The sequence below is a fragment of the Cellulosimicrobium funkei genome, assembly GCF_004519295.1.
GTDB classification, from domain to species: Bacteria; Actinomycetota; Actinomycetes; order Actinomycetales; family Cellulomonadaceae; genus Cellulosimicrobium; species Cellulosimicrobium funkei.
Genome location: NZ_SOZH01000011.1, coordinates 139,652 through 164,683 on the forward strand (window position 1 = coordinate 139,652; position 25,032 = coordinate 164,683).

The following is a 25,032-nucleotide window of genomic DNA, read 5'->3' on the forward strand; positions in this document are numbered from 1 at the left end:
GTCGCACCCCGGCGGGCCGCAGGATCCACCGGACGGGCGACGCGCCCGGGGTGGGCCGCGGGACAGACTGTCGGTACGGCGCCGGTCAGCGGCGCCGGCCAACCTCCGGAGGCGCACCGTGACCCCCACCCCCGCCCGGGACACCGCGTTCCCCGCCCACGACGGCGCACCCGAGCAGCCGTCCGCCCGCGCGGCAGCGCGCGGCCTGCGCTTCACCGCGCGCCGCGCGTCCCGGGCCCGACGGCGGGGCGCGGCCCCCGCGCGTCGGCCCGCCGTCCCCCCGGTCGAGCGGGCGAACGGCTGGGTCGTCGCCCTGGCCGTCGCCGCCGGCGCCGTGCTCTTCTCGACCCTCGCGATGAAGGCGTTCCTCGGCGGCTGACCCACCCCTGCCCCCACGACGCCCGCAGCGCGGCCGAGGCGCCTCAGAGCCGCGGGTCGACCGGTTCCGACTCCAGCGCCAGCACCGCGAACACCGGTTCGTGGACGCGCCACGTCGGCTCGCCGCGCGCGACCCGGTCCAGCGCCTCCAGACCGAGCGCGTACTCCCGCAGCGCGAGCGAGCGCTTGCGTCCCAGCGACCGCTCGCGGAGGCGCTCGAGGTTGCGCTCCTCGGTGTACTCGGGTCCGTAGATGATGCGCAGGTACTCACGGCCGCGGACCTTGAGGCCGGGCTGGACGAGCCCGCCGCCCTTGCCCGGCGCCCCCTGCCGCCGCACGAGGTTGGCGAGCGGCTTGACGACCATCCCCTCTCCCCCGGCTGCCGTCAGCTCCTCCCACCACGCCGTGCCCTCGGCGCGCGACGCCTCGTCGGCGAGGTCCACGACCACGCGCCGCGTCGCCCGGAACAGCGCCGGGTCCGCGGCGACGAGCGCGTCAGCGACGCCGAGGTGCCACAGGTGGTCACGGTCGGCGTGCGTCGCTCCGGTGACCTCCGGCGAGCCCGGTCGCCCGGCCGTCCCGCTCGCGAGCACCTGGAACGGGGCGACCTGGACGCCGTGCAGCGGATCGGCGCCGCCGCCCCCACCGTCGCCGACCGCGCCCGTGTCCCAGCGGTAGCGCCGGTACGCCTCGACGAAGAGCTCGGCGCCGGTCGCGCGCCGCGCCGTCCGACGGCGCAGCTCGCCCACGTCGACGCCCCGCGCCTCCGCCGCGGCGAGAGCCGCGAGCGCCGCGGGCATGACGGCGCGCGCGGCCGCGCCGACGCTCGCGTACTGGTCGCGCAGGAGCTGGTCGGCCTTGAGCGACCACGGCAGGACCTCGGCGTCGAGCAGGACCCAGTCGGCACCGAGCGCGTCCCACGTCCCGGCCGCGTCGAAGGCCGCGGCGACCCGCGCGAGGAGGAGCTCCGTCGTCGGGCCGTCGAGGAACGACCGGCCGGTGCGGGTGTGGACGGCCCCGGGCGCCTCGATGCCGAACCGCTCCGCGACGACGCGGGAGCCGCCCGGCCCCGAGTCGCGCGCGACGAGCAGGACGGCGCGCGACCCCATGTGCTTCTCCTCGCACACCACGCGGTCGACGCCGTCGCGCGCGTACGCGGCGAACGCGCCGTCGGGGTGCTCGAGCAGCCCGGGCAGCGTCGAGGTCGCGACCGGGCTCATCGTCGGCGGCAGGTGGAGCAGCAGGCGCGGGTCGACGGCGAACCGGCTCATCACCTCGAGCGCCCCCGCCGCCTGCTCCTCGCCCACGGTCACGCGCCCGTGCGTCGCCGTCTCGACGCCGCGGCGGCCGAGCACGTCCGTGACGCTCAGCAAGTCGTCCGCGCGCGCGGACGATCCGGGACCGGTCGCGCCATCGGGCAGGAAGGGGCGCGCGGGCGCGTAGTACTCGCGCGCGGCGGGCACCTGCACGACCTCCTTCTCGGGATAGCGCAGCGCGGACAGCTTCCCGCCGAAGACGCACCCGGTGTCGAGGCACATCGTGCCGTTGACCCACTCGACCTCGGGCGTCGGCGTGTGCCCGTAGAGGACCATGGCGCGTCCGCGGTAGTCGTCGGCCCACGGGTAGCGCACGGGCAGGCCGAACTCGTCCGTCTCGCCGGTCGTGTCGCCGTACAGCGCGAAGCTGCGCACGCGGCCCGACGCGCGGCCCTGGTAGGACTCCTTGAGCCCGGCGTGCGCGACCACGAGGCGGCCGTCGTCGAGCACGAGGTGGGACACGAGGTCGCGGCAGAAGGCCTCGGCCCCGCGCCGGAACTCCTCGGGCTCCGCGGCGAGCTGGGCGAGCGTCGTCTCGAGGCCGTGGGAGACCTTCACGTCGCGCCCGCCGAGCGCGCGCACGAGCTTGTGCTCGTGGTTGCCCGGCACCGCGAGCGCGTGCCCCGCACGGACCATGCCCATCGCGAGCCGCAGCACCCCCGGGGAGTCGGGCCCGCGGTCGACGAGGTCGCCGAGGAAGATCGCGCGCCGGCCCTCGGGGTGCACGGCGTCGACGGGCCGGCCGGCGTCGTCACGCACGACGGCGTAGCCCAGCACCCCGAGCAGCGCCACCAGCTCGTCGAGGCAGCCGTGGACGTCGCCGATCGCGTCGAACGGACCGTGCTCGTCGCGACGGTCGGTGAGCAGGGGCGTGCGCACGACCTGGGCCGCTGCCACCTCGTCCTCGCCGCGCAGCACGTGCACGGTGCGGAAGCCCTCGCGCTGGAGGCTCTTCAGCGACGACCGCAGCGCCGCGCGCTGGCGCTTGACGACGTGCGCGCCGAACCCGCGGTCCGGGCGCGCCGCGTTCCGCTCCACCGCCACCTTCTCCGGCACGTCGAGGACGATCGCGACGGGCAGGACGTCGTGCGCGCGGGCGAGCGCGACGAGAGACCCGCGGGCCTCGCGCTGCACGTTCGTCGCGTCGACGACCGTGAGCAGGTTCGCCTCCAGCCGCTTGGACACGATGGTCTCCAGGACCTCGAACGCCGCGCGCGTGGCCGCCTGGTCGTTCTCGTCGTTCGACACGAGCCCGCGGCACACGTCCGACGACACCGTCTCGTACGGCCCGAAGTGCTCGCGCGCGAAGGTCGACTTCCCCGAGCCGGACACGCCGACGAGCACCACGAGGCTCGACGCAGGCACGCGCAGCTCGCGCGTCGTGCTCGGGGTCGAGGTCGAGGTCGGGGTCGGGGTCGGCGTCGCGCCCGAGGTCGGGCTCGCGCTCTCGGTCGCCTGCCCGGTCATCGGGTCTCCTCCGTGGTCCGTGCCGCGGCCGGGGCCGGCGCGACGTCGGGCGACGCCGCGTCCCCGACGAGGGTCAGCACCGCCATCTGGGTGGGCGCCCCGACGTCGGGGGCGAGCGGGCCGACGTCGCGCAGCTCGACCGCGTACCCGTAGCGCTCCCCCGCGGCGGCCGCCCACGCGCGCAGCTCCGCGCGCGTCCACTCGAACCGGTGGTCGGGGTGGCGCACGAGCGCGCCCCCGGGCCCGTCCAGCAGGTTCGGGTAGTGGACGTTGTACTCGGCGTTCGGCGTCGTCACGACGACGGTCCGCGGCCGGGCGTGGCCCAGCACCGCGGCCGTGAGCGCGTCGAGGCGCGACGGGTCGACGTGCTCGACGACCTCCATGAGCACCGCGGCGTCGAACCCCGCCACCCGGTCGTCCACGTACGTGAGCGACGACTGCACGAGCCGCACCCGCTCCCGCTCGGCGTCGCTCGCCTCGTGCAGGCGCAGGCGCACCGCCGCCCGCTCGAGCTCGCGCGCCGACACGTCGGTCCCGAGCACGCGCGTGAAGGTCCGGTCCGCGGCGAGGCGACGCAGGAGCGCGCCCTCTCCGCACCCGAGGTCGACGACGGTCCGTGCCCCGGCGTCGTGCAGGGCCGCGAGCACCGCGTCGGCCCGCTGCCGAGCGAGCGGCGGCTCCGGCGTGTCCTCGGCGTCGCCCGCCGTGACGACGCCGGTCCCCGTCAGGGCGACCTGCGGGCCCACGTCGGACGACGCGACGGCGCCGGCCGGCGTGCCGGCGGCGGGTGCGGCGTCCTCCTCGGGGACGTCCCCGTCGAGCGCGGTGAGACGCGCGGTGGCGTCCTCGACGTAGCGGCGCTGGTGCGCGAGGTAGCGGCGCAGGATCTGCGCACGCTCCGGGTGGTCCGCGAGCCAGCCGCCGCCTGCGCGCACGAGCTTGTCCACCTCGTCGGTCGAGACCCAGTAGTGCTTCGCGTCGTCGAGCACGGGCAGCAGCACGTAGAGCTGCGCGAGCGCGTCCGCGAGCCGGCGGGTACCGCGCAGGCGCAGGTCGACGTGGCGCGACGCGCCCCACGACGGCACCGTCGGGTCGAGCGGCTCCGCCGTCGCCGTGACGCTCCACCCCAGCGGCTCGAACAGCCGGCGCGCGAGGTCCGCGCCGCCCCGGCACGGCAGGGACGGCACGTGCACGTCGAGCGGGATCGGTGCGTCTGCGAGCGCCGGTCGTGCGTCGCACCGGCCGCTCATCGCCGTCGCGAACACCTTGCCGAGCGCGACCGCGACCATCGACGACGCGGCGTACGGGCGGTCGTTCACGTACTGCGCGAGCGCGAACGCGTCGCCGCCGCCGAACCGCTTGTTCCGCACGATCCCCACCGGGTCGACCTCGAGCAGGAGCGCGGCCTCGCACCGCTGCGCCGTCGCCTCGGGGTAGAAGACGTGCGCGCGGCCGACGGGCAGGTCGAACACCTGCGCCCGGTCCGGGTGCTTGTGCAGCAGGAAGCCGAGGTCGGTGGCGTCGTCGAGCGTCCCGGGGGACGCCGTCGCGGCGAGGGTCACGAGCATGGCCGCCATGGTGCCACCCGGCGGGGCCCACGGCACCGGGTTTGTGGACGACCGTCGGGGCTGTGGACGGCCGTCGTCTCACCCGCCCCAGCCGTCGACGCGGGGCCACCACGGGTCTACCGTCGAAGCACGGGCGCCGCTGCCGACGGCACGCGCCCGGCCACCGTCGGACGAGAGGCCGCCCCGGGGCTCACGCCCCGCCGGCGGCCGCCGCGTCCCACACCACGACGTCGCCCGCCCGGACCATGCCGGACGACAGCAGACGGCACACGACGCCGCCGCGCGCGTGCATCGCGCGCATCGCGCCGGGCGCGATCCAGTCGTCGAGCAGGCGGCACGGCGCGGCGATCCGGAGCACCTGGAGCTCGACGTCCCCGATCCGCAGGAACGAGCCCGGCTTCGTGGGCAGGTCGCCGTGGGTGAGCGTGACGTTGCGCCGGGTGAGACCGGGGTCGATCTCCTGCCCGAGCTCCGCGGAGGCGGCGGCCAGGTCGGTGAGCGTCTGGATCGTCACGTGGCGGTGCTTCGACCCGTGGTACCGGTCGCCGACGAGGCCCTTGCCCTCCTCGGCCTCGACCGACGCGACGACCCGCGTCGGCAGCCGACGGGCCTTCGCGACGTGGATCGCGTGCACGCGAGGCTGGTCCGGCATGGCCCCAGCCTCGCACCCGGCGCCGCCCGGGGGCCACCGCCCCCGGGCCGGGCGAGCGCCGGGTACCGGTGTACCGTCCGGTGCATGACCGACGTCCGCAGCCGCACCCATGCCCAGGCCGTCGACGCAGCGATCGAGCTCTTCACCCGCAAGGGGTACGAGCAGACGACCGTCGAGGAGATCGCCGACGCCGCCCAGGTCAGCCGCGCCACCTTCTTCCGCCGCTACGGGTCCAAGGAGGACGTGGTCTTCGCGGACCACGAGCTCCTGCTCGACGAGGTCGTCGTCATGCTCGCCGCGACGCGGCCCGTGCCCGACGCCGAGGGGCACCTCACGCCCGACCCGACGGTCGACCCGTACCTCGAGGTGTGCCGCGCGGCGCGGCTGGTGTTCGACCACCACGTCGGTCAGCGCGAGACGTCCCTGGCCCGCTGGCAGCTCCTCCAGCAGGTGCCGGCGCTGCGCGACCGCGAGCTCGTCACGACCCACCGCTACGAGCGCGCGTTCACCGCGTACCTGCGCGACGCGCTCCCGCCGGACGAGCGCCGCTCGACGGCGTCCATCGCGTTCGCGGCGTCCGTCGTCGCGGTGCACAACGCGCTCCTGCGCCGGTGGCTGCGCTCCCCCGAGCAGGACCTGCGCCCCCAGCTCGAGGAGGCGTTCGCGGACCTGCGCCGCGCCGCCGTCGGCCGGTACGCCGCGCCGGACGGCGCCGCCCGGGAGCGCAGCGGGGACGGCGTGCCCGCGGCGCGCCGCGTCGTCGTGACCGTGGTGGACGCGGACGCGGACGCGCAGGCCGTCGCGGACGACGTCGCGCGCGCCGTCCGCGACGCCCTCGCCTGACCCCTCCCACCCCGCCCCGCCGAACAGGTGGTCCTGGTCCGTCTGCGCCTGCGGACGGACCAGGACCACCTGCTCGGCGGCGCAAGATCGCATCGTGTTCCAGTCCGTGGGACGGTGCGGTGCGAGTCCCGTGCCCGGGGAATGCGCGAGTAGCATCGGCGGTTGCAGAACGCAGTACGCACGAACGTGCTCCGGGGTCGGTGCAATTCCGAGCCGGCGGTGACAGTCCGCGACCCGCGCCCACGCGCGGTTGACCTGGTGGAACTCCAGGACCGACGGTGACAGTCCGGATGGGAGGAAGCACGTGCGGCGCGGCCGTCCTCGGCCGGGCTCTCGCGAGCCCGCGCGACGGGGCGCGGTCTCGCCGTGGTGAGCGACGCCGTCGGGCCCTCGTGGCCCGTCCCCGCCGCCCGCCCTCACCCCGGAGCGCTCGTGCCCGGGAGGACGAGGACATCCGATGGACCTGATCCACGCGCTGTTCGACGCGCAGCTGACGATCGGCGACCAGCACCTGCTGTGGCGCGAGATCGTGGGCAACGGGTTCGGCCTGGCGTCGGCGCTGGGCGGCATGCGGCGCAAGGTGTGGGCGTGGCCGGTGGGCATCGTCGGCAACCTGCTGCTGCTCACGGTGTTCCTCGGCGCGGTGTTCGCGACGCCCAACCCGGTCAACCTGCTCGGCCAGGCGGGCCGCCAGGTGATGTTCGTCGTCGTGTCGGTCTACGGGTGGGTGCAGTGGCGCAAGACCCAGGCGCGGCTCGGTGACGCCGACGCGGACAGCCACGGCGTCGCCGTCGTGCCGCGCTGGGCGTCGTGGCGCCAGCGCGTGTTCCTCGTCGTCGCGCTCGTCGGCGGCACGGCCCTCCTGACCCCCGTGTTCCGCGCGCTCGAGTCGTACGAGCCCGTCTGGGCCGACGCGTGGATCTTCATGGGCTCGCTGCTCGCGACGTACGGCATGGCGAAGGGCTGGGTCGAGTTCTGGCTCATCTGGGTCGCCGTGGACGTCGTGGGCGTGCCCCTGCTGATCTCGGCCGGCTTCTACGCGTCCGCGTTCATGTACGTGTTCTACGGCGCGTTCACGCTCGTCGGGTTCTTCGTGTGGTGGCGCGTCAACCGCCGCGCGGCCGCCGCAGCCGAGGCGGACGCCGCGGCGGCGGGCGCACCCGCCTGACCGCCGGCTCCCGTCCGGTCGCCGCCGTGGCCGCGGGTCAGTCGTCGAACAGCATCCTGTCCGACGGCGCCACGCGGCTCGCGCGCAGCGTCGGGTCCGCGCACACCGCCCGGGCGAGCGCGTCGCTCCCACCCACGTAGGTCGCCGCGGCGTCGATCTCCGTCCCGACGAACCACGACCGGTCCGCCGGCCACCACAGGTTCGGCGGCTGGTGGTCACGGAACGCGCCGACGTCGCCGAGGGTCCCCGTCCACAGGTGGTACTCGCGGTGCGGAAGCTCGAGCATCGGGGCGGCCGGGCGCTCGACGAGCGTGGGAGCGATGTGGTCCCACGCCTCGTCGAGCGCCCGCTCGATCTCCTCGGGGGTCGACCGCGGCTCGTCCTCGGGCCACCCGACGAACGGCGCTACGCCGGAGGTCGTGCGCGGGTCGGTCCCGTGGTCGTAGAAGAAGGCGTGCCCCGTCCACAGGCCGAGGTGGACGGGCTGGTCCCCCGTGAACGGCCCGAGGACCGCCGCCAGGGCGTCGGCCCGCGTCGCCAGGGTGCCGTCGTCGTCGCAGGACGGGTGCGGGACGCACGCGTACGCCGCGTACCCGCGCGGGACCGTGCCGTCGACGCGCGGGCCGAACTCCCCGAGCCGCCCGGCGATCCACTCGCCCGCGGAGGCGTCGTCGTCCCAGGCCACCCGGCCGGTCGTCGTCGTCACGCAGGCACCCTACGACGGAGGCGCCCACCTCCCGCCGATACGCCGTCTCGATTGACTGAGACGGGGTATCGCTGCACTATGGGAGGGACCGCCGCCGACGCCGGGCCCGCACCCCGGGCAACCGCGTCGAGGACGGTCGACCGACCGCAGCCGCCCTCCCAGGGGAGCACCGATGCCCACCACCCCGATCATGCCCGGCGTCACCGAGCCCACCTACGACCTCGCGACCCCGCTCGACCTCGACTACGCCGGCGCGTTCGCCGACGCGACCGAGGAGGACCGCGCCCACCTCCAGCGCGTCCGGCAGTTCGTCCAGGACGAGGTGCTCCCCGTCATCGACGACTACTGGGAGCGCGCCGAGGTGCCGTTCGACCTCGTCAAGCGCATGGGCGAGCTCGACCTGCTGCGCGACGGCGTCGACGTCGACGGTCGTCCGCACGTGAGCCAGCTCGCGGCAGGCCTCGCCGCCATGGAGATGTCGCGCGGCGACGGCTCCGTCGCGACGATCTGCGGCGTCCAGGGCGGTCTCGCGCTGCGCAGCATCCAGATGCTCGGCTCCGACGAGCAGCGGGCGAAGTACGCCGAGCCCATGGCGCGCGGGGAGATCCTCGGCGCGTTCGCGCTCACCGAGCCCACCCACGGCTCGGACTCCGTCTCGCTCGAGACGACGGCGCGCAAGGAGACGCGCGACGGCGTCGAGGGCTACGTGCTGAACGGCGAGAAGAAGTGGATCGGCAACGGGTCGTCGGGCCACATCACGGTCGTGTGGGCGCGCCTCGTCGGCGGCGACGGCGACGGCCAGGTCCACGGGTTCGTCGTGCCGCAGGACACCCCGGGCTACACGGGCACGACCATCACCGGCAAGGTGTCGCTCCGCGCGATCTGGCAGGCGCACGTCGTGCTCGACGACGTGTTCGTCCCCGCCGAGAACGCCCTGCCGGGCGCGCGGTCGTTCAAGGACACCTCGCGCGTGCTCTTCGCGACGCGCCTCGGGGTGGCGTGGGCCGCCGTCGGGCACGCGGTCGCGTGCTACGAGGCCGCGGTCGCGTACGCGAAGCAGCGCGTCCAGTTCGGGCGCCCGCTCGCCGCGAACCAGATGGTGCAGGAGCGCCTCACGCGGATGCTCTCGACGATCACGCAGCTCCAGCTCCTCGTCGCGCAGATGACGCGGCTCGACGAGGCGGGGACGCTCACCGGCCCGCAGGCGTCGCTCGCGAAGTACACGTGCACCCGCGGGGCGCGCGAGGTCGCGGCGAGCGCGCGCGACCTGCTCGGCGGCAACGGGATCCTGCTCCAGAACCGCGTCGCGCGGCACTTCGCCGACATCGAGGCCCTGCACACGTACGAGGGCACCGAGTCGGTCCAGGCGCTCATCGTCGGGCGCGACATCACGGGCGTCTCCGCGTTCGTGTGACGGTCCCGAGGGCGCACGCCCTCCCTCCGCTCCCCGGCGCCGCTCGCCCCTCCTCGCGGCGCCGGGGCTCCTTCCTGTTCGCCCCGTCTCCTCGCCCTCCCCGGATCGGAGTCCCATGAGCACCGACGCCAGCCCCCTGCCCGACGCCGCCGCCGTCACCCCCGAGGACGAGGTCACCCCGGTCCTCCTGCACGGCGCGCGCACCCCGTTCGCGCGCTTCCGCGGCGCGCTCGCCTCGCTCTCGGCGGCCGAGCTCGGCGCGCACGCGATCCGGGGCGCGCTCGCGGCCGCGGGCGTCGCGCCGGAGCAGGTCGACACGGTGATCGTCGGGCAGGTCGTGCAGGCGGGCGCCAAGCAGGGCCCCGCGCGCCAGGCCGCGATCCTCGCGGGCCTCGGCTGGGACGTGCCCACCGTGACGATCAACAAGCTGTGCCTCTCGGGCCTCACCGCGATCATCGACGCGGCCCGGCTGGTCCGCACGGGCGAGGCGAGCGTCGTCGTCGCGGGCGGCCAGGAGTCCATGACGAACGCGCCGCACCTCGTCGTCGGGTCGCGCTCCGGGTTCGCCTTCGGGGACGTGACGATGGCCGACTCGCTCACGCACGACGGCCTGAACGACCCGTTCAGCGGCGAGGTCATGGGCGAGCTCACGGACCGCGGCTGCGCGACGCGCGGCATCGGCCGCCCGGAGCAGGACGCGTTCGCGCTGCGCTCGCACCAGCGGGCCGCCGCGGCGCGCGACGCCGGGCGGCTCGCCGAGGAGATCGCCCCCGTCGAGGTGCCGCAGCGGCGGGGCGAGCCGGTCGTCGTCGAGCACGACGAGGGCGTGCGCGCCGACACGACGCTCGAGGCCCTGGAGCGCCTGCGCCCGGCCTTCGTGCAGGACGGGACCATCACCGCCGGGTCGAGCTCGCCCCTGTCCGACGGCGCGGCGGCGGTCGTCGTCGCGAGCCGCGCCTTCGCGAAGCGCAACGGCCTGCCGTGGCTCGCCGAGATCGGCGCGGCGGGGCAGGTCGCGGGACCCGACAACTCGCTGCACTCCCAGCCGGCGCGGGCCATCGAGGCCGCCGTGAAGCGCGAGGGGATCGCCGCGGCGGACCTCGACCTCGTGGAGATCAACGAGGCGTTCGCCGCCGTCGCGCTGCAGTCCGTCGCGGACCTCGGCATCGACGCGGACGTCGTCAACGCCGACGGCGGCGCCATCGCGCTCGGCCACCCGGTCGGCGCGTCGGGCGCTCGGCTCGCGCTGCACCTCGCGCTCGCGCTCCGTCGCCGCGGGGGCGGCGTCGGCGCGGCGGCGCTGTGCGGCGGCGGCGGTCAGGGGGACGCGCTCGTCCTGCGCGCCTGACCCTCCGGGCGGGCCCCCTCGGGGCTCCGCCGCGCGAGCCGACCAACCCTGGTGCACGATGCTGCACCAGGGTTGGCGCGTTTCGGCCGCCGCGTGTGACGCAGATCGCGCCACGACGGCCGGATTTCGCGTCATGGATCGCGCCTGACGTGGTCCCTCTCCCTGGAACCGCCCCCCACGAGAGGACCGTCATGACCACCGTGACCGACGCAGCCCGCCGTACCGCGAGCCGTGCGCGCCGCTCGCACCTGTCCGCCGTCGCCGTCGCGCTCGTCGGGCTCGCCGCAGGCTTCGCCGCGGCGCCCTACCTGCTCGGCTGACGTCTCCCGCTCGACGGTCCCGGGACCGCGGTCCCGGGCTCTCGTCATCCCTCGGTCGTCGTGCTCCGCGCCGGCTCGCGCGCGAGCAGCTCCTCCAGCCGGTCCAGCAGCGGGACCTGGCCCGCGACGACGAGCCCGCGGGCGCGCGCGAGCGCGAACCAGCCGGCCCGGTCGAGCTCCGGGAACTCCTGCATGCGCCCCGAGCGCGGCGGCCACTCCAGCGCGAACGTGTTGCTCGTGATCGTCGTGACGTCGAGGTCCGCCTCCCGCGCCCACGCCGCGACGAGCTTGCCCGCGCGCTGGCGCACCGTGCCGAGGTCGAGGTCCGGCGCCGCGCCGGCAGGAGCCGGGACGCCGAGCTCTTCGGCGAACTCGCGCAGCGCCGCCGCGTGCTCGTCCTCCCCCGGCTCCACCTCGCCCTTGGGGATCGTCCACCCGCCCGCGTCCTTGCGCGCCCACAGCGGGCCCCCCATGTGCCCGAGGAGCACCTCGACGGCGTCGGCACGGAACCGGTAGAGCACGAGCCCTGCTGACTGCTTCACCCCTCCTTCCTACACAGCCGACGCCGGACCGGCCCGTCGGAGCCGCGCGGACCACCCGCCGGGGGCGTTTCGGGGTCGTGTCCGGTGGCCTGTCGGGGGTCTGTCGGGGGTCTGTCGGGGGCACGGCGTAGCGTCGGCAGCACCAGGACCGGGACCGCAGAAGGGGACGACCATGGCCACGCAGAGCGTCACGCACCTCAACCCGCCCGGGCTGCACCGCAACCCGGCGTTCTCGCAGGGCACGATCGTCGAGACCGGTCGCACGCTCTACGTCGGCGGGCAGAACGGCACGGACGCCGCGGGCGCGATCGTCGAGGGCGGCGTCGCGGCCCAGACGGCGCAGGCGCTGCGGAACGTCCTCGCCGTGCTCGCGGAGGCGGGCGCGGGCCCGCAGGACGTCGCGCGGCTCGCCGTCTACCTCGACCCGGAGGCCGACCTCATGGAGGGGTTCGGCGCCGTCGGAGAGGTCTGGGGCCAGCACCCCGCCGCCGTGACCGTCCTGCGGGTCGGGATCGCACGGCCGGGCGCGCTCGTCGAGATCGAGGCGGTCGCGGCGCTCCCCGCCTGACGCGGGGCACCGGCTCCCGCGCGCGACGACGCGGGGGTGCCGCTACTGTCCGGGGGTGTCAGCCCACCGGACCCCGTACCGCGCCCTCTGGCGGGCCGCGGCGTACGGGGTCGCGGCCTCGCTTCCCGTGCTCGCGCTCGCGTGGCTCGTGCGCGCGGAGTCGGGGGTCGTCGTCGACGCGGACCGCGCCGCGGTCGCCGCGGCGACGCGGTTCGCCGGCGAGCGCCCCGCGCTCGAGCGCGCGCTCCTCGTGGGGCAGGAGGCGCTCGCCGCGCGGTGGATGAACCTCGCCGCGATGGGCGTGTGCGTCTGGGCGTGGCGACGCCACGGGCTCGGGTCGCGCGCGGCCTGGGCGGCCGGGACGATCTGGGGCGCATGGGCTCTGGGCCTCGGCGCGAAGGAGGTCGTCGGCCGTGCGCGGCCCGTCCTCGAGGACGCCGTGTCGACCGTGCCGGGCGCGAGCTTTCCCTCCGGGCACGCGATGAACGCGGCGGCCGTCGGGGTGACGCTCAGCGTGCTCGTCTGGCCGCTGCTCGGGCGGCGAGGCCGCGTCGCGGTGGTCGGCGGTGCGACGGCGCTCGCCCTCGTCACCGCGGCCGACCGCGTGCTGCTCGGCGCGCACTACCCGTCTGACGTCGTCGGCGGGATCCTCCTCGGCGGCGCGGTCGCGGGGGCGTCCGCCGTCGGCTACCACGGCTGGACCGCCGCGCGGTCCGGCCGTCCCTCCGGTGACACTCCCAGGAACGAGGTCTGATGCAACCCTTCGTGCACCGCTACGAGCTGGACACGACCCGCCCCACGGCGAAGGAGGTGCTGCGCGACGTCGGCCTGCGGGCGTTCCTCCCTGGGGCGGTGCTGTGGGTGGTCATCGTCGCGACGGGCTTCCTCGTCACCGGGCCGCTCGGCGACCTGCCGGGCGAGGTCGCGCTCAACCGGTGGTTCGAGCAACGGCGCACGCCGTTCTGGGACACCGTCACCGACGTGCTCTCCCTCATCGGCACGACCGAGTTCATCATCGGCGGCACGCTCCTCACCGTCGCGCTCGTGTGGTGGCGCACCCGGCAGTGGTGGTTCGCCCTCGTGCCCGCGCTCGCCGTCGCGCTGCAGGCGCTGATCTTCCTCACGTCGTCGATCGTCGTGGGGCGCGAGCGGCCCGACGTCTCGCGGCTCGACGAGGCGCCCCCGACGTCCAGCTTCCCCTCGGGGCACACGGGCGCGTCGGCGGCGTTCTACCTGACCCTCGCCCTGCTCGCGCAGCGCATCACGAACCCGGTCCTGCGCGTCGTCGCGACGGTGCTGTGCTGCCTCGTGCCGCTCGGCGTGGGGCTCTCGCGGCTCTACCGCGGCGCCCACGGGCCGGCGGACGTCGTCGTGGGGCTCCTCAACGGCATCGTGTGCTGCGTCCTCGCGTGGCACTACCTGCGCCGGGACCTGCGCTCGAAGCGCTGAGACGCCGAGGGTCGCGCTCGCGGCGCCCCGTCGGCGACGCTCTCCCCCGACCACGACGACGGCGGGCCCGGTCCGAAGACCGGGCCCGCCGTCGTCGTGCGGGGGCGGTCCGGGCGCGCGCGGCACCCGGACCAGCCGTCAGCTCAGGCGCACAGACCCACCGGGTCCCACGAGCCCCACGTCACGGAACCGGGGAGCTCGCCCTTCGTCCACCACTGGGCCGTGTAGTTCACGCCGGCGCGGGACACGGTTTGCCCGCCGGTGTAGACGGCCTCGCGCGACCAAGCCGGGGCGCAGACCGCCGCCTCGACCTCGGGCGCGGTACCGCAGGGGCCGATCTTCTTCCAGGCGTTGCTCGCGCCCGGCTCCTGGTTGCGGGTCCACCACTGGGCCTTGTACTCCGTGCCCTCGTGCGAGACGACCTCACCACCGGTGTAGACGCCGGTGCCGTACCAGGGCACCGCGCACTCCTCGGCCACGCCGGGACCGGGGGTCGCCGCGCGCAGCGTCGAGCCCAGGGCGTCGCCGAGCTCGTTGCGGTAGTCGCCGGAGAGGTCCCACCACATCGCGCCGCCGTAACCCTGCGTCGCGACGAACTCGGCCTTCGCCGTCACGGACGCCGGGTCGTCGTAGCTCCACCACTGGTCGCCGTTGTACAGCCAGCTCGCGCCGATCTTCGGGTCGAAGAACTTCTTCCCGCCGAAGGAGCGCAGCTCGGCGTACGTCTTGGTGCCGACGTACCCGGCGGCGGGCTGCCAGCCCTTCGTGCCGTCCTTGACGCCGTACCAGCCGTGGCCGTAGGCCGCGAGGCCCGCGTTGATCTGCGACGGGTCCGCGCCCGCCTTCACGTACATGCCGAGCGCGCCGTCGAGGCCGAGGCCCCAGTTCTCCGCGCCGTCGGGGTGCAGGTTGCCCTGGTGGCCCGTCTTGTTCGGGACCCAGCCGCCGTGGAAGTCGTAGCCCTGGACGTTGAGGAAGTCGACGACCGCGAACAGGCGCGGGTCGAGCCAGCCGCCCTGGCCTGCGTTCCAGCCGCCCGCGGGCGCGAACGCCGTCAGCAGGTAGTCCTGGCCGGTCGTCGCGCCGCGCGCGTCGAGCTCGGCACGGAACTCCTCCATGAGGAGCAGGAAGTTCTCCTTGTCCTCCGGGCGGACGTTCGCCGTCTCGCCACCGGTGACCGGCCACTCCCAGTCGATGTCGATGCCGTCGAAGATGCCGGCCGCGACGCCGGGGCCGCCCTTGCCGTCGACGACCGGCAGGTTGCCGTCGATGTAGAGGTCGAGGCACGAGTCGACGAGCCGCGTACGACCCTCGGCCGTGGACGCCGCCTCGGAGAAGTTGTCCGACCAGGTCCAGCCGCCGAGGGAGACGAGGATCTTCGTCTCCGGGCTGACGGCCTTGAGCTTCTTGAGCTGGTTGAAGTTGCCGGCGAGCTTCTGGTTGGGCTTGTCGGCCTTGCCGTCGACGGAGTCCGCGGCGGGCACCTCCGCGACGAAGTCGTTGAGGGGGTCGCCCTCGCCGGGGACGTCGGCGATGTCGCACACCAGGTCGGTCGTGACGTTGCCGAACGCGTAGTTGATGTGGGTGAGGTCCTCGATCGCTCCGGTGCGCACGAGGTCGGCCACGTGGAAGTCGCGGGTCACGCGCGAGTCGGCCATGACGTAGCCGACGCTGCGGAACCCGTTGATGTCCGACGGCCCGGCGACGGAGGCCGCCGGCTTCGCCGTGGGCTGGGGCGCCGCCGCGGCGGGCGACGCGAAGGTGGCGGCCGTGAGGGCGAGCGCCCCGACGACGGCGGAAGCCGTGACCACGCGCGAGCGTCGCGGCGAGGTCCTGGCGAACGAGCGGCCGGGGGCAGCCGCGCTGGGTGTCGATCGATCGGTCATGAAGGCCTCGTTGCTCTTCGGCCCGGGCTGGGGATCCCGGGATTTGTTCGGTCTCCTGCAAGATACCCGTGCGCCTCCCCGAAACGCCAGGGTCCGAACGAAACTGTGACCGGCTGTCGGTGGCAGGGCGCAGAGTAGGGCGGTGAGCTTCGACCGTGCGCCGCACGCCCCCGTGCTGCGCGCCCGCCCGACGATCGCGCACCTCGACGCCGACGCGTTCTTCGCCGCCGTCGAGCAGCACCAGCGCCCGTCCCTGCGCGGGCGCCCGGTGCTCGTCGGCGGCGTGGGTCCGCGCAGCGTCGTCGCGACGGCGTCGTACGAGGCCCGGCAGTACGGCGCCCGCTCGGCGATGCCGATGGAGCAGGCGCGGCGGCTGTGCCCGCCGTCGACGGTCGTCGTCGTGCCGCGGTTCGCCGCGTACTCCGCCTACTCGGCCCGCATCATGGCGGCGCTGCGCGAGGTGACGGACCTCGTCGAGCCCGTGAGCATCGACGAGGCGTTCGCCGACGTCGCCGCGGCCGTCGGGCCGGAGACCGACCTCAAGGCGCTCGCCACGGGGATCCGCGAGCGGGCGCGCGAGCTGAGCGGCCTGCCCGTCTCGCTCGGGCTCGGACGGTCCAAGCTCGTCGCGAAGCTCGCCTCGGAGGCCGCGAAGCCGGGCGGCGTCCGGGTCGTGGGGGCCGACGACGAAGACCCGTTCCTGCTCGACCTGCCCGTGCGGGCGCTGTGGGGCGTCGGCCCAGTGTCAGCCGCGCGGCTCGACGAGCTCGGGGTGCGCACCGTCGCCGACCTGCGCCGCCAGCCGCTCGACACGCTGCTCCTCGTCGCGGGCGAGGCGGGCGGCACCAACCTCTACCGGATCGCGCGCGGCTGGGACGACCGCGCGGTCTCCACGGTGCGGGAGCGCAAGTCCGCGGGCGCGGAGCACACGTTCGACACCGACCTCCACGGCCGGGCCGCGATCGCCACGGCGCTCGACCCGGTCGTCGACGCTGCGCTCGCCCGCCTCGAGCGGCACGCCGTCGCGGCGCGCACCGTCGTGGTCAAGGTGCGCCTCGCGTCGTTCACGACCCTCACCCGCTCGGTCACGCTGTCCCGCCCGACGACCGACGAGGGCGCCCTCCGCGACGCGGCCCACCGCGCGCTCCGCCTCGCGGACGTCACCGAGCCCGTCCGCCTGCTCGGGGTCGCGTTCCACGCGCTGTCCGAGCACGCGCAGCTCATGCTGCCGCTCGGCGCGGACGCGCCGGAGGCCCCCGCCGTTCCGATCGCCGCGGAGGTGGTGTGTGCCGAGGCGGCGGGCGATGAGGCGGTCGGCACCGAGGCGGTCGGTGCAGAGTCGGTGGGTGCAGAGTCGGCGAGTGCCGAGGCGCCCGGCGCGGCCGCGACAGGCCCCGTCCGGACGACGGCCGCCCTCCTCGCCCCCGGCCTCGACGTCGCGACCCCGGCCGACGGGCGCGGGTGGGTCGTGCGCGTCGGCGACGACGGCCGCGTCGCCGTCCGCTTCGAGACGGCGCGGACCGGCCCGGGCTACCAGCGCTGGGTCGACCCGGAGGCGGAGGAGCTCGCGCTCGTCGAGCCGCTCGGCCCGGACGGCGAGCCCGTGCGCGCCTCGCCCGCGGACGACGACGCGTAGCCGCTAGCCGTCGCGCCCGCGCTCGCACCGCCCGCACCCGTCCCGACCGCGCTCGCCCCTCCCGCGCTCGCCCCGTCCGTGCGCGCGCCCACCGTCCCGGTCCTGCCCGACGCCGGGCGGTCGGCGCGCTGCCGACCGGGCCCTGCGCCGTCGGGCACGCGCGGGACGACCCCGGCCGCGACGAGGAGGAGCGCCGCGCCTACCCAGAACGCGGCCTGCGGCCCGACGACGTCGCTCAGCCCGCCCGTCGCGAGCGCGCCGACCGCCTGCCCGGCCGTGAGGGCGACGAAGAGGGCGGCGGTCGCGCGCCCGGCGGCGTGCGGGCGCAGCGCGGTGCCCCACGCGATGAGGACGCCGCTCAGGGCGGTGTAGGCGGCGCCGAAAAGAGCGCCCGCCACCGCCACGACGGGCACGCTGCCCGGGGCGAGGGCCAGCGCGGCGGTGCCGACCGCCGTCGCGACGGCCGTCACGACCCAGGCGCCGCGCAGGCCGAGCACGCGGACGGCGTCGCCGCTGAGCGCGCCGAGGACCGCCGCCACGCCGAGGAGGCACCAGAGGGCCGCCGTCGTGCGGCCGGGGAGACCACCGGTCACGGTGACGAGGTCGCGTCCGAACGTCCAGACCGCGGCGCTGCCGATCCCGGCCACCGCGGCCGCAAACCCGGCGCGCCCGAGCGACCGTCCGCCCGCGCCCCCGGACGCGGGCGGCGACTCGGGGGCCGCGGGCCAGCGCGCGCTCCGGTCGACGACCGCCGCCGTGACCACCGCCCCGACCGCGGCGGCGCACCACACGGGCCGCCAGACGTCCGGCGCGACGAGCGTCGCCGCCCCCACGAGCGCCACGCCCACGCCCGTCCCGGAGTTCACGACGGCCTGCATGCGCCCGGCCCGGCGGCCGTCGACCGTCGCGCCGACCGCGGCGACGAGCGCGGGCGACGCCGCACCGGCGGCGCTGCCCGCGACGAGGACGCCCGCCGCGAGGCTCGCGGACGACCACGACAGCCCGACCAGGACCGCCCCCGCCGCGGCGAGCGCCGCGGCGGCCCAGACGACCGCGCGCGGGGAACGTCGGGCCATCGCGCGCTGGGCGCCGAGCGCGGCGGCGCAGTACGCGGCGAAGCTGCCGGCGGCGATCGCGCCCGCGGCAGCGGACGAGAGGCCGAGCTCGGTCGTGAGCGTCGGGAGCTGGAGGCCGTACCCGTAGCGGACGACGCCGTACGTCACCGCGACGAGGCCGGTGCCCGCGGCGACCAGGCGGCCGGGGGCGGGTGCGACGGGGTGTAACGATCGTTTCAGCATAGTGATCGTTACGCTATCCCCATGCCCCGGACCGACGCACGCCGACCGGCCCGCGACCGCCTGCTCGACGCCGCGGAGGCGTTGTTCGTCGAGCACGGGATCGCGGCGACCGGGGTCGACGCCGTGCTCCGCCGCGCCAAGGTCTCCCCCGCGACCCTGTACGCGCACTTCCCGGGCAAGGACCACCTCGTCGCGGCCTACCTCGAACGGCGGCACGAGCGCTGGCGGGCCGCGTGGGACGCGGCGCTGGACCGCTGCGGGGACGACGCGGACGCGCGGGCGCTCACCGTCTTCGACGCGCTCGACGGCTTCCCCACCGCGACGAGCACCCGCGGCTGCGCGTTCCTCGCCGCTGCGGTCGAGGTCACCGACCCCGAGCACCCCGCGTACCAATGGCTCGCCGCCGACACCCGGCTGCTCGTCGACCGGCTGCGCGACCTCGCCGCCGCGACCGGCGCCGCCGACCCCGACGCCCTCGCGGCCGAGCTCCTCGCGCTCTACGACGCCGTGCTCGCCTCCCGCACGCGCCGCGCCGTCGCGGGCGACGACGGTCCGACGCCCCTCCCGTGGCGCGACCTCGCCGCCGGGGCGGTCGCGCGCCACCGCGCCTGACCTGCCCGGCGCTGCTGATGCGCTCCCCCGCGTGCGCGGCGATCCTGGAGGCAGGGCCGCGTCACGACACGAGGGAGGCCCCGTGGAGTCCGTGCAGGGGAACGCGCCGCAGACCGAACCGCCCGAGGACGACGAACCCGCCGTCGACCCGCGGGCCCACGCCAACCGGTGGCGCGCGCTCGTCGTCCTGGCGGTCGCGCTGTCGATGGTCGTCATCGACGGGACGATCGTCGCCGTCGCCGTCCCGGACATCGTCGCCGACCTGAACCTCGGGCTGAGCGAGGCGCAGTGGATCAGCGCCTCGTACGCCGTCGTGCTGGCCGCGCTGCTGCTCTCGTCGGGCCGTCTCGGGGACCGGCTCGGGCGACGGCGGCTCCTCGTGGTGGGCGTCGTCGTCTTCCTCGCCGGGTCGCTGCTCGCCGCCGCGGCCGACGACGGCGGCTCGCTCATCGTCGGGCGGCTCGCCCAGGGCCTCGGCGCGGCCGCGATCCTGCCCTCGACGCTGTCGACCGTGAACGCGACGTTCCGCGGCAAGGACCGGGCCGCGGCGTTCGGGGTGTGGGGCGCCGTCATCTCGGGCGCCGCCGCGGTCGGCCCGCTCGCGGGTGGGTGGATCACGACGTCGTTCACCTGGCCGTGGATCTTCCTCGTGAACGTCCCCGTCGGCGCGCTCGTCGTGGTCGGCGCCTACCTCTGGGTGCCCGAGACCCGGGCGCACGCGTTCGCCCCCGGGCTCGACCTCGTCGGGCTCCTGCTGTCCGCGCTCGGTTTCGGCGCGCTCGTGTTCGGGCTCATCGAGGGCCAGACGTTCGGCTGGTGGAGCCCGAAGGGGGACGTCGAGCTGCTCGGGGCCACCTGGCCGGCGTCCGCGCCCGTCTCGCCGACCCCCGTGTTCCTCGCGGCCGGGCTGCTCCTGCTCGTGCTCTTCGTCGTGTGGGAGCGGCACCGCGCGCGGGTGCGGCGGTCCGCGCTGCTCGACCTCACGCTCTTCCGCATCCCGACGTTCCGGTGGGGCAACGTCACCGCGACGACCGTCGCGGTCGGCGAGTTCGGCATCATCTTCGTCCTGCCGCTCTTCCTCGTGAACGTGCTCGCGCTGTCCACCATGGGCGCCGGGCTCGTGCTCGCGGCGATGGCGCTCGGCGCGTTCCTCTCCGGTGCGTCGGCGCGTCACCTCGCCGCCGCCGTCGGCGCCCCGCTCGTCGTGGTGATCGGCCTCGCGCTCGAGATCGTCGGGGTCGTCGCCGTCGCGCTCACGGTCACCGCGACCGTCTCCCCGTGGCTGCTCGCGGCCCTGCTCGTCGTCTACGGCGTCGGACTGGGGCTGGCGTCGGCACAGCTCACCAGCACGACCCTCGTGCAGGTCCCCGCCGAGGAGTCCGGCCAGGGCTCCGCCACGCAGTCGACGGCGCGGCAGGTCGGCTCCGCGCTCGGCACCGCGCTCGTCGGGACCGCGCTCGCCGTCCTGCTCGCGAGCGCCGTGCCCGCGGCTCTCGACGGCGAGGGCCTGCCCGACGCCGAGGTCACGCGCCTCGCCGACGCGACGAGCGGCTCCGCCGGCGACGTCATCGCGAAGCTGCGCGCCGAGGGCACGCACGGCGAGCTCGGGCCGCAGGAACCCGAGGTCGTCGATGCGCTCGCGTCCGGGTTCGCCGACGCGACGCGCGGGTCCCTGCTCGTCGCCGGAGCGTTCCTGGTGCTCGGCCTCGCGTCCGCGACGGCCGTCGTGCGGGCGTCGCGCCGTTCGGGGTGAGGGTCGGGCCCGACGCCGGAGCGAGGGTCGAGCCGGCGCGGGGTCGAGCCCGGGGTCGGGTCGAGCCGACGCGGGTTACGCCAGGCGGTGCCAGACGCCCTCGGACACGACCTCGACCGCGCCGTCGACCACGAAGGCGGTCTCGTCGTCGACCGCGTACGCCGGCCCGCCCAGGGCGGCGGCCCACCGCCGCGCCGCGGCCTCCGTGTTGTCGGGCAGGTCCGGGTGGCCCAGGTGGGGGAACATCGAGAAGTCGACGAGCCCCAGCGGCGTCGCGTCCTCGCCGTCGGGCGGCTCCCACCCCACGAACTCCTCGCCGATGCGCGGCGTCAGCGCCATGCTGCCGCCGCTCATCCCGACGTAGACCGTGTCGGCGAGCGACGGCACGAGGTCCGCGAACCCTGACCGCCGCATCCAGTGCGCCAGGTAGCCCGCGTCACCGCCTGCGGCCAGCAGCACGTCCGTCTCCTGGACGAGCGGCACCCAGCGGTCCGCGGGGATGCTCGGCAGCGCCGTCAGCTCCAGCACGCCGACCGACCCCCACCTCAGACCCGCCATGTGGTCCGACTCCCCCGTGATGAAGTCCCGGGCGTTCTTCCCCGGCCCCACCCACGGGTGGCCGTACAACGCCGTCGGGATGCACAGCGCCGAGCACTCACCGATCGGCCGGCCCAGCAGCCCGACGAGCGCCCCCTCGATGGTCGGGTTCGTGATTCCCCCTGACGTGAGCAACAGCTTCATCGCGTCCTCCTCGGCTCCGACGGTCTGCACGGCAGACCTCCGTGCGGACGGGAACTCATCGCGCCATGTCGGCGGCGCGTCTCAGCACGACCGGGTGACAACGAAGGGCCCGACAGCCGCAGGTTCCGCGAATGGGGCCCTCCGGGGTGGTAGCGGTGGCTTGGATGGTCGCCTTTCATGCCCTCGGTCGAGACTGGATGGAATCGCCGCTGACCTGCACCGACGCGCGGCCTCACAAGAGTTCCGCGGAGGTCCGGGTCAAGGGTGGCCGCAGGCCATCGCGCAGCGACCGCGCAGGCGCCCTTGACGCAGGCCGGAGCTGGCCGGATGCTCGGCTGTCGGTTCGGGGCCGGACAGTGACGGATGGACGCAGCTCCTTCCGCGCCCCTACGATCGCGGCATGCACACCTCCACGAAGGGACATGCCGCGTAGGCGTCCTTCCCAGCTGCGCGCGGAGGCGCAGTTGATCGCGCGAGCGACGACTCCGCTCCGAAGACCGAAGGTCGGTGGCGGCAGCCTGTCCGGGTCAGCCCGAGCGGCGGTGCTCCATTACGAGCATCGGGCAGGCCTGATGCGCGGATCGCTCCTCGTCGCGTTGTCGGTCTGGACACGCGCCGATGCCGTGGTCGAACCGTCCGTGACCAGCTGCGGCATCTGGGAGTGCTGCGGCTTCCACAGGCCCCTCGCTGAGACACGCGACATCATCGAGTCCCTGATGCGTCAGTCATCGTCGGGCGCCGGGCGAGAGCTGCGGCGGCTCGTGCGCGACTCCGATGTCCGGATGGTCGGCGATCTCGACGGCTACTGGTGGCGGGACCCTCGCTACTGGACGTGAGCGCGGCTGTGTGACGACGAAGCGGTCTTGGAACGACTCCTGGGCCCCTCCGCAGTGTGAGCCGCCGGACGGTGGGGTGCGCGAAGCGAGCGCAGCGGGCGGAGCGCGGGGCCGCGCCGGGAGGCGGTCAGCCAGGCAAGACGGAGCGAAATCGGAGGGTGGCGTACGACGAAGGGCCCCACCGCCGCAGAACTCTGCGGGTGGGGCCCTTCGGGTGGCGGTAGCGGTGGGATTTGAACCCACGGTGGACTTTCACCCACACACGCTTTCGAGGCGTGCTCCTTAGGCCGCTCGGACACGCTACCTCGCCGGGATACCCGGCCCAGGAAGGATACCTGGTCACACCCCCGGACACCGAATCGGCCGGTCAGCCGGTCCTGCGCCGGGTCACTCACGCCTCGCTCGACACCCGCGCGGAGCCGGACCACCCGGCCCGCCCCACGCCGTCGGGCATCACCCGCCGCCGGACCGCGCGGGCGTCACGCACCCCGCCGCCGGGCACGGGCGTCACTTGCCGGCGAGCGCCTCGGCGAACAGCGGGGTGACGTTGTCGATCGCGTAGATCACGGCCGTGGGCGTGCCGAGCGAGAAGGCGTTGGAGAGGTCCTTGTCGTCGAACACGACGTAGCGGCCGTCGGCGACGGACGGCACGGTCTGGAAGATCGGGAGGGCCTCGACGTCGGCGGCGGTGAAGCCGATGGGCTGGATGACGGTGAGGTCGGCGTCGAGCAGGTCGACGTTCTCGGTGCCGAGGGTGGCGGAGAACTCCTCGCCGGCGGCCTCGTCGATCTCGGGCTTGGTGTCGAACCCGAGGCCCTGCATGAACTCGCCGCGGCTGGACGTCGAGACGTAGGCGCCGAAGCCCTCGGCCCAGTAGGACCCGATGACGGCGGTCTTGCCCGCGAACTCGGGGTGCTCGTCGCGCGCGGCGGCGAACGCGTCGTCGACCTCGGCGAGCAGCTCGTCGCCGGCCTCGCTGCGCCCGAGGGCGGCGGCGATCATGCCGACCTGGTCCTCCATGGGCGTGAGGTAGGCCTCGCCACCCTCGGGGATCGCGACGGTCGGGGCGATCTCGGAGAGCCGCTGGTACCGCTCGGGGTCGCCGGACGACTTCACGTCGAGGATGACGTCGGGGTCGAGCACGGCGATCTGCTCGTACGACGGCTCGAGGGTGCCGATGATCTCGGGCGACTCGTCGTACGCGTCGGCGAGCCACGGGCCGACGCCGTCGCCGCCGAACGCGAGCCAGTCGCTCGCGCCGACGAGCTGGACGCCGAGCGCGAGGGCGGTCTCGGCGTCGCCCCACCCGAGCGCGACGACGCGCTCCGGCTCCTCGGGGATCTCGACGTCGCCGAACGCCGTGGGGATGGTCACCGGGAAGGTGTCCGCGGCGCCGTCGGCGGTGGTGCTGCCGGACGGCGTGGGGTCGCCGGAGCCGTCGCCGGACGAGCACGCGGCGAGCGCGAGGACGGCGAGCGCGGACACGGCCGCGAGCGCGCGGCGGGGACGGGTGGTGCTGGTGCGGTGCATGGAACTCCTCAGTCCTCGAAGATCTGGCCGACGGGCTCGCGCTTCTCCGCCTGGAAGCGGTCCTCCGCGCGGCCGTAGGCCCAGTAGCCGGAGAGCGACAGGTCGGAGCGCGGCACGCCGCGCTCCGTGAAGACGCGGCGCAGGGACTTCATGGCCCCGCGCTCGCCGTGCGCGAAGACGTGGACGCGGCCCTCGCGCCACGGGAGGTCGGCGACGGCGTCGGGCAGGAGCGTCGTCGTCCCGGCGGGCGCGTCGCCGCGCAGCACCCAGGTGACCTCGACGCCGCCGGGCGCCTCGAGCGGCAGGCGGTCCGCCTCGGTCCCGACCTCCAGCACGGCGTGCCCGACGGCGTCGCGCGGCATGGCCTCGAGCGCGGCGGCGATCGCGGGGAGCGCGGAGTCGTCGCCGGCGAGCAGGTGCCAGTCGGCGGCTGGGTCGGGCAGGTACCCGCCGCCGGGGCCGGAGAGGACGAGGCGGTCGCCGGGCTTCGCGCGGGCGGCCCACGGCCCGGCGAGGCCCTCGTCGCCGTGCACGACGAAGTCGATCGCGAGCCGCTGCGCCGCCTCGTCGACCCAGCGCACGGTGTACGTGCGGGTGACGGGCACGTCCTCGGGCGCGAGCGTGTCGCGCAGCGTCACGAGGTCGTAGGGCGGCTCGAGCCCGAGCTCGGGCTTGGCGAAGTAGATCTTGACGTACTTGTCGGTGTGCTCGTTCGTCGTGAACGCGGCGAACCCGTCGCCCCCGGCCACGACGCGCACGAGGTGCGGGGAGAGCCACGCGGTCTCGAGGACCTCGAGGACCGTCTGCGGGCGGGCGCGCCGCGGGGCGGGCGCGGTGGTGGTCGACATGACAACCTCTCGTCGGTGACTTAGGTGAGGCTAACATCACCGCCTGGGCGCGAGGTCGTGACGCCGGTCACCACCTGTGCCGAGCAGCGTGGATCGCGCGGTCGAGAGACCCCGAGGGAACTCATACACGCACCCTGTGCCCTCCACAGCGAC

General features: G+C 75.4%; 23 protein-coding genes, 1 tRNA gene and 1 riboswitch. Of the genes, 13 read left to right on the forward strand and 11 right to left on the reverse strand.

Annotation, left to right across the window (positions count from 1 at the left end; genetic code table 11):
- The first annotated feature begins 118 nt into the window (after positions 1-118).
- The gene (locus E1O70_RS20625; protein WP_061268988.1) at positions 119-379 is read left to right on the forward strand and encodes a hypothetical protein; all 261 of its coding nucleotides are present in this window, start codon (positions 119-121) and stop codon (positions 377-379) included.
- A 43-nt stretch (positions 380-422) separates the two neighbouring features.
- Here the strand turns inward: E1O70_RS20625 and E1O70_RS17850 are convergent, their stop codons facing one another.
- From E1O70_RS17850 to E1O70_RS17860, 3 genes are all read right to left on the reverse strand, one after another.
- Positions 423-3,161 carry a polynucleotide kinase-phosphatase gene (locus tag E1O70_RS17850; protein ID WP_082774756.1) on the reverse strand — a complete coding sequence of 913 codons (2,739 nt, stop codon included), beginning with the start codon at positions 3,159-3,161 and terminating at the stop codon, positions 423-425.
- The gene (locus E1O70_RS17855) at positions 3,158-4,729 is read right to left on the reverse strand and encodes a 3' terminal RNA ribose 2'-O-methyltransferase Hen1 (protein ID WP_061268996.1); all 1,572 of its coding nucleotides are present in this window, start codon (positions 4,727-4,729) and stop codon (positions 3,158-3,160) included. Before E1O70_RS17855 ends, E1O70_RS17850 begins: the two co-directional genes overlap by 4 nt.
- A 190-nt stretch (positions 4,730-4,919) precedes the next feature.
- Positions 4,920-5,381: an MOSC domain-containing protein gene (locus E1O70_RS17860; RefSeq protein ID WP_061268989.1), complete on the reverse strand. Its 462-nt coding sequence runs from the start codon at positions 5,379-5,381 to the stop codon at positions 4,920-4,922.
- A gap of 84 nt (positions 5,382-5,465) precedes the next feature.
- Between E1O70_RS17860 and E1O70_RS17865 the strand changes: the two genes are divergently transcribed.
- Both E1O70_RS17865 and pnuC read left to right on the forward strand, forming a co-directional pair.
- Complete coding sequence (locus E1O70_RS17865) at positions 5,466-6,224, forward strand: TetR/AcrR family transcriptional regulator (RefSeq protein WP_061268990.1); 759 nt, start codon at positions 5,466-5,468, stop codon at positions 6,222-6,224.
- A gap of 183 nt (positions 6,225-6,407) precedes the next feature.
- Positions 6,408-6,531, forward strand: a riboswitch (FMN riboswitch).
- 150 nt (positions 6,532-6,681) lie between these two features.
- The gene (gene pnuC / locus E1O70_RS17870) at positions 6,682-7,392 is read left to right on the forward strand and encodes a nicotinamide riboside transporter PnuC (RefSeq protein ID WP_051027656.1); all 711 of its coding nucleotides are present in this window, start codon (positions 6,682-6,684) and stop codon (positions 7,390-7,392) included.
- A gap of 37 nt (positions 7,393-7,429) precedes the next feature.
- Here the strand turns inward: pnuC and E1O70_RS17875 are convergent, their stop codons facing one another.
- Complete coding sequence (locus E1O70_RS17875) at positions 7,430-8,098, reverse strand: hypothetical protein (protein ID WP_061268824.1); 669 nt, start codon at positions 8,096-8,098, stop codon at positions 7,430-7,432.
- A gap of 172 nt (positions 8,099-8,270) precedes the next feature.
- On the opposite strand from E1O70_RS17875, the gene E1O70_RS17880 reads away from it, so the two are divergent.
- From E1O70_RS17880 to E1O70_RS20630, 3 genes are all read left to right on the forward strand, one after another.
- Positions 8,271-9,512, forward strand: a complete 1,242-nt coding sequence (locus E1O70_RS17880) for an acyl-CoA dehydrogenase family protein (RefSeq protein ID WP_061268825.1) — start codon at positions 8,271-8,273, stop codon at positions 9,510-9,512.
- A gap of 115 nt (positions 9,513-9,627) precedes the next feature.
- Positions 9,628-10,860 carry an acetyl-CoA C-acyltransferase gene (locus E1O70_RS17885; protein WP_061268826.1) on the forward strand — a complete coding sequence of 411 codons (1,233 nt, stop codon included), beginning with the start codon at positions 9,628-9,630 and terminating at the stop codon, positions 10,858-10,860.
- Between the two features lie 191 nt (positions 10,861-11,051).
- Complete coding sequence (locus E1O70_RS20630; protein ID WP_255179672.1) at positions 11,052-11,180, forward strand: hypothetical protein; 129 nt, start codon at positions 11,052-11,054, stop codon at positions 11,178-11,180.
- 44 nt (positions 11,181-11,224) lie between these two features.
- Here E1O70_RS20630 and E1O70_RS17890 read toward each other — a convergent pair whose 3' ends face one another.
- Positions 11,225-11,722 carry an NUDIX hydrolase gene (locus E1O70_RS17890; protein WP_061268827.1) on the reverse strand — a complete coding sequence of 166 codons (498 nt, stop codon included), beginning with the start codon at positions 11,720-11,722 and terminating at the stop codon, positions 11,225-11,227.
- 172 nt (positions 11,723-11,894) lie between these two features.
- Here E1O70_RS17890 and E1O70_RS17895 point away from each other — a divergent pair, with 172 nt between their 5' ends.
- The 3 genes from E1O70_RS17895 to E1O70_RS17905 are packed head-to-tail and all read left to right on the forward strand — an operon-like array spanning position 11,895 to position 13,739.
- Entirely contained in the window at positions 11,895-12,290 is a 396-nt protein-coding gene (locus E1O70_RS17895) for a RidA family protein (protein WP_061268828.1), read from the forward strand.
- A 55-nt stretch (positions 12,291-12,345) separates the two neighbouring features.
- Positions 12,346-13,044 (forward strand): phosphatase PAP2 family protein, encoded by a 699-nt coding sequence (locus E1O70_RS17900; RefSeq protein WP_061268829.1) that lies wholly within the window; start codon positions 12,346-12,348, stop codon positions 13,042-13,044.
- Complete coding sequence (locus E1O70_RS17905; protein WP_128957730.1) at positions 13,044-13,739, forward strand: phosphatase PAP2 family protein; 696 nt, start codon at positions 13,044-13,046, stop codon at positions 13,737-13,739. The genes E1O70_RS17900 and E1O70_RS17905 overlap by 1 nt, the downstream gene beginning before the upstream one ends.
- Before the next feature lie 143 nt (positions 13,740-13,882).
- Here E1O70_RS17905 and E1O70_RS17910 read toward each other — a convergent pair whose 3' ends face one another.
- Positions 13,883-15,625, reverse strand: a complete 1,743-nt coding sequence (locus E1O70_RS17910) for a glycosyl hydrolase family 18 protein (protein ID WP_128957729.1) — start codon at positions 15,623-15,625, stop codon at positions 13,883-13,885.
- 142 nt (positions 15,626-15,767) lie between these two features.
- Here E1O70_RS17910 and E1O70_RS17915 point away from each other — a divergent pair, with 142 nt between their 5' ends.
- On the forward strand, positions 15,768-17,261 hold the full coding sequence (locus tag E1O70_RS17915; protein WP_061268832.1) for a DNA polymerase IV: 1,494 nt from the start codon (positions 15,768-15,770) through the stop codon (positions 17,259-17,261).
- Here E1O70_RS17915 and E1O70_RS17920 read toward each other — a convergent pair.
- Positions 17,156-18,559, reverse strand: a complete 1,404-nt coding sequence (locus E1O70_RS17920) for a YbfB/YjiJ family MFS transporter (protein ID WP_061268833.1) — start codon at positions 18,557-18,559, stop codon at positions 17,156-17,158. The genes E1O70_RS17915 and E1O70_RS17920 overlap by 106 nt on opposite strands.
- Before the next feature lie 21 nt (positions 18,560-18,580).
- Here E1O70_RS17920 and E1O70_RS17925 point away from each other — a divergent pair, with 21 nt between their 5' ends.
- Both E1O70_RS17925 and E1O70_RS17930 read left to right on the forward strand, forming a co-directional pair.
- On the forward strand, positions 18,581-19,171 hold the full coding sequence (locus tag E1O70_RS17925) for a TetR/AcrR family transcriptional regulator (protein ID WP_061268834.1): 591 nt from the start codon (positions 18,581-18,583) through the stop codon (positions 19,169-19,171).
- A gap of 82 nt (positions 19,172-19,253) precedes the next feature.
- Positions 19,254-20,924 carry a DHA2 family efflux MFS transporter permease subunit gene (locus E1O70_RS17930; protein WP_082774723.1) on the forward strand — a complete coding sequence of 557 codons (1,671 nt, stop codon included), beginning with the start codon at positions 19,254-19,256 and terminating at the stop codon, positions 20,922-20,924.
- A 75-nt stretch (positions 20,925-20,999) separates the two neighbouring features.
- Here E1O70_RS17930 and E1O70_RS17935 read toward each other — a convergent pair whose 3' ends face one another.
- A complete protein-coding gene (locus tag E1O70_RS17935) occupies positions 21,000-21,665 on the reverse strand; it encodes a Type 1 glutamine amidotransferase-like domain-containing protein (RefSeq protein ID WP_061268848.1) in 666 nt (221 codons plus the stop codon).
- A 572-nt stretch (positions 21,666-22,237) separates the two neighbouring features.
- Here E1O70_RS17935 and E1O70_RS17940 point away from each other — a divergent pair.
- On the forward strand, positions 22,238-22,501 hold the full coding sequence (locus E1O70_RS17940; protein ID WP_134724202.1) for a hypothetical protein: 264 nt from the start codon (positions 22,238-22,240) through the stop codon (positions 22,499-22,501).
- Between the two features lie 215 nt (positions 22,502-22,716).
- Here the strand turns inward: E1O70_RS17940 and E1O70_RS17945 are convergent.
- The 3 genes from E1O70_RS17945 to E1O70_RS17955 all read right to left on the reverse strand — a co-directional run bounded on the left by E1O70_RS17945 (position 22,717) and on the right by E1O70_RS17955 (position 24,879).
- A tRNA-Ser gene (locus E1O70_RS17945) sits at positions 22,717-22,806 on the reverse strand.
- A gap of 202 nt (positions 22,807-23,008) precedes the next feature.
- Positions 23,009-24,031: an iron-siderophore ABC transporter substrate-binding protein gene (locus E1O70_RS17950; RefSeq protein WP_061268836.1), complete on the reverse strand. Its 1,023-nt coding sequence runs from the start codon at positions 24,029-24,031 to the stop codon at positions 23,009-23,011.
- A gap of 8 nt (positions 24,032-24,039) precedes the next feature.
- On the reverse strand, positions 24,040-24,879 hold the full coding sequence (locus tag E1O70_RS17955) for a siderophore-interacting protein (RefSeq protein WP_061268837.1): 840 nt from the start codon (positions 24,877-24,879) through the stop codon (positions 24,040-24,042).
- Positions 24,880-25,032: the final 153 nt, after the last annotated feature.

Bases quoted from the DNA above. Each gene is read 5' to 3' on its own strand.
- E1O70_RS17850 (WP_082774756.1), bottom strand. From the start codon at position 3,161: ATGACCGGGCAGGCGACCGAGAGCGCGAGCCCGACCTCGGGCGCGACG.
- E1O70_RS17855 (WP_061268996.1), bottom strand. From the start codon at position 4,729: ATGCTCGTGACCCTCGCCGCGACGGCGTCCCCCGGGACGCTCGACGAC.
- E1O70_RS17860 (WP_061268989.1), bottom strand. From the start codon at position 5,381: ATGCCGGACCAGCCTCGCGTGCACGCGATCCACGTCGCGAAGGCCCGT.
- E1O70_RS17865 (WP_061268990.1), top strand. From the start codon at position 5,466: ATGACCGACGTCCGCAGCCGCACCCATGCCCAGGCCGTCGACGCAGCG.
- pnuC (WP_051027656.1), top strand. From the start codon at position 6,682: ATGGACCTGATCCACGCGCTGTTCGACGCGCAGCTGACGATCGGCGAC.
- E1O70_RS17880 (WP_061268825.1), top strand. From the start codon at position 8,271: ATGCCCACCACCCCGATCATGCCCGGCGTCACCGAGCCCACCTACGAC.
- E1O70_RS17885 (WP_061268826.1), top strand. From the start codon at position 9,628: ATGAGCACCGACGCCAGCCCCCTGCCCGACGCCGCCGCCGTCACCCCC.
- E1O70_RS20630 (WP_255179672.1), top strand. From the start codon at position 11,052: ATGACCACCGTGACCGACGCAGCCCGCCGTACCGCGAGCCGTGCGCGC.
- E1O70_RS17895 (WP_061268828.1), top strand. From the start codon at position 11,895: ATGGCCACGCAGAGCGTCACGCACCTCAACCCGCCCGGGCTGCACCGC.
- E1O70_RS17905 (WP_128957730.1), top strand. From the start codon at position 13,044: ATGCAACCCTTCGTGCACCGCTACGAGCTGGACACGACCCGCCCCACG.
- E1O70_RS17910 (WP_128957729.1), bottom strand. From the start codon at position 15,625: ATGACCGATCGATCGACACCCAGCGCGGCTGCCCCCGGCCGCTCGTTC.
- E1O70_RS17920 (WP_061268833.1), bottom strand. From the start codon at position 18,559: ATGCTGAAACGATCGTTACACCCCGTCGCACCCGCCCCCGGCCGCCTG.
- E1O70_RS17925 (WP_061268834.1), top strand. From the start codon at position 18,581: ATGCCCCGGACCGACGCACGCCGACCGGCCCGCGACCGCCTGCTCGAC.
- E1O70_RS17935 (WP_061268848.1), bottom strand. From the start codon at position 21,665: ATGAAGCTGTTGCTCACGTCAGGGGGAATCACGAACCCGACCATCGAG.
- E1O70_RS17940 (WP_134724202.1), top strand. From the start codon at position 22,238: ATGCGCGGATCGCTCCTCGTCGCGTTGTCGGTCTGGACACGCGCCGAT.
- E1O70_RS17950 (WP_061268836.1), bottom strand. From the start codon at position 24,031: ATGCACCGCACCAGCACCACCCGTCCCCGCCGCGCGCTCGCGGCCGTG.
- E1O70_RS17955 (WP_061268837.1), bottom strand. From the start codon at position 24,879: ATGTCGACCACCACCGCGCCCGCCCCGCGGCGCGCCCGCCCGCAGACG.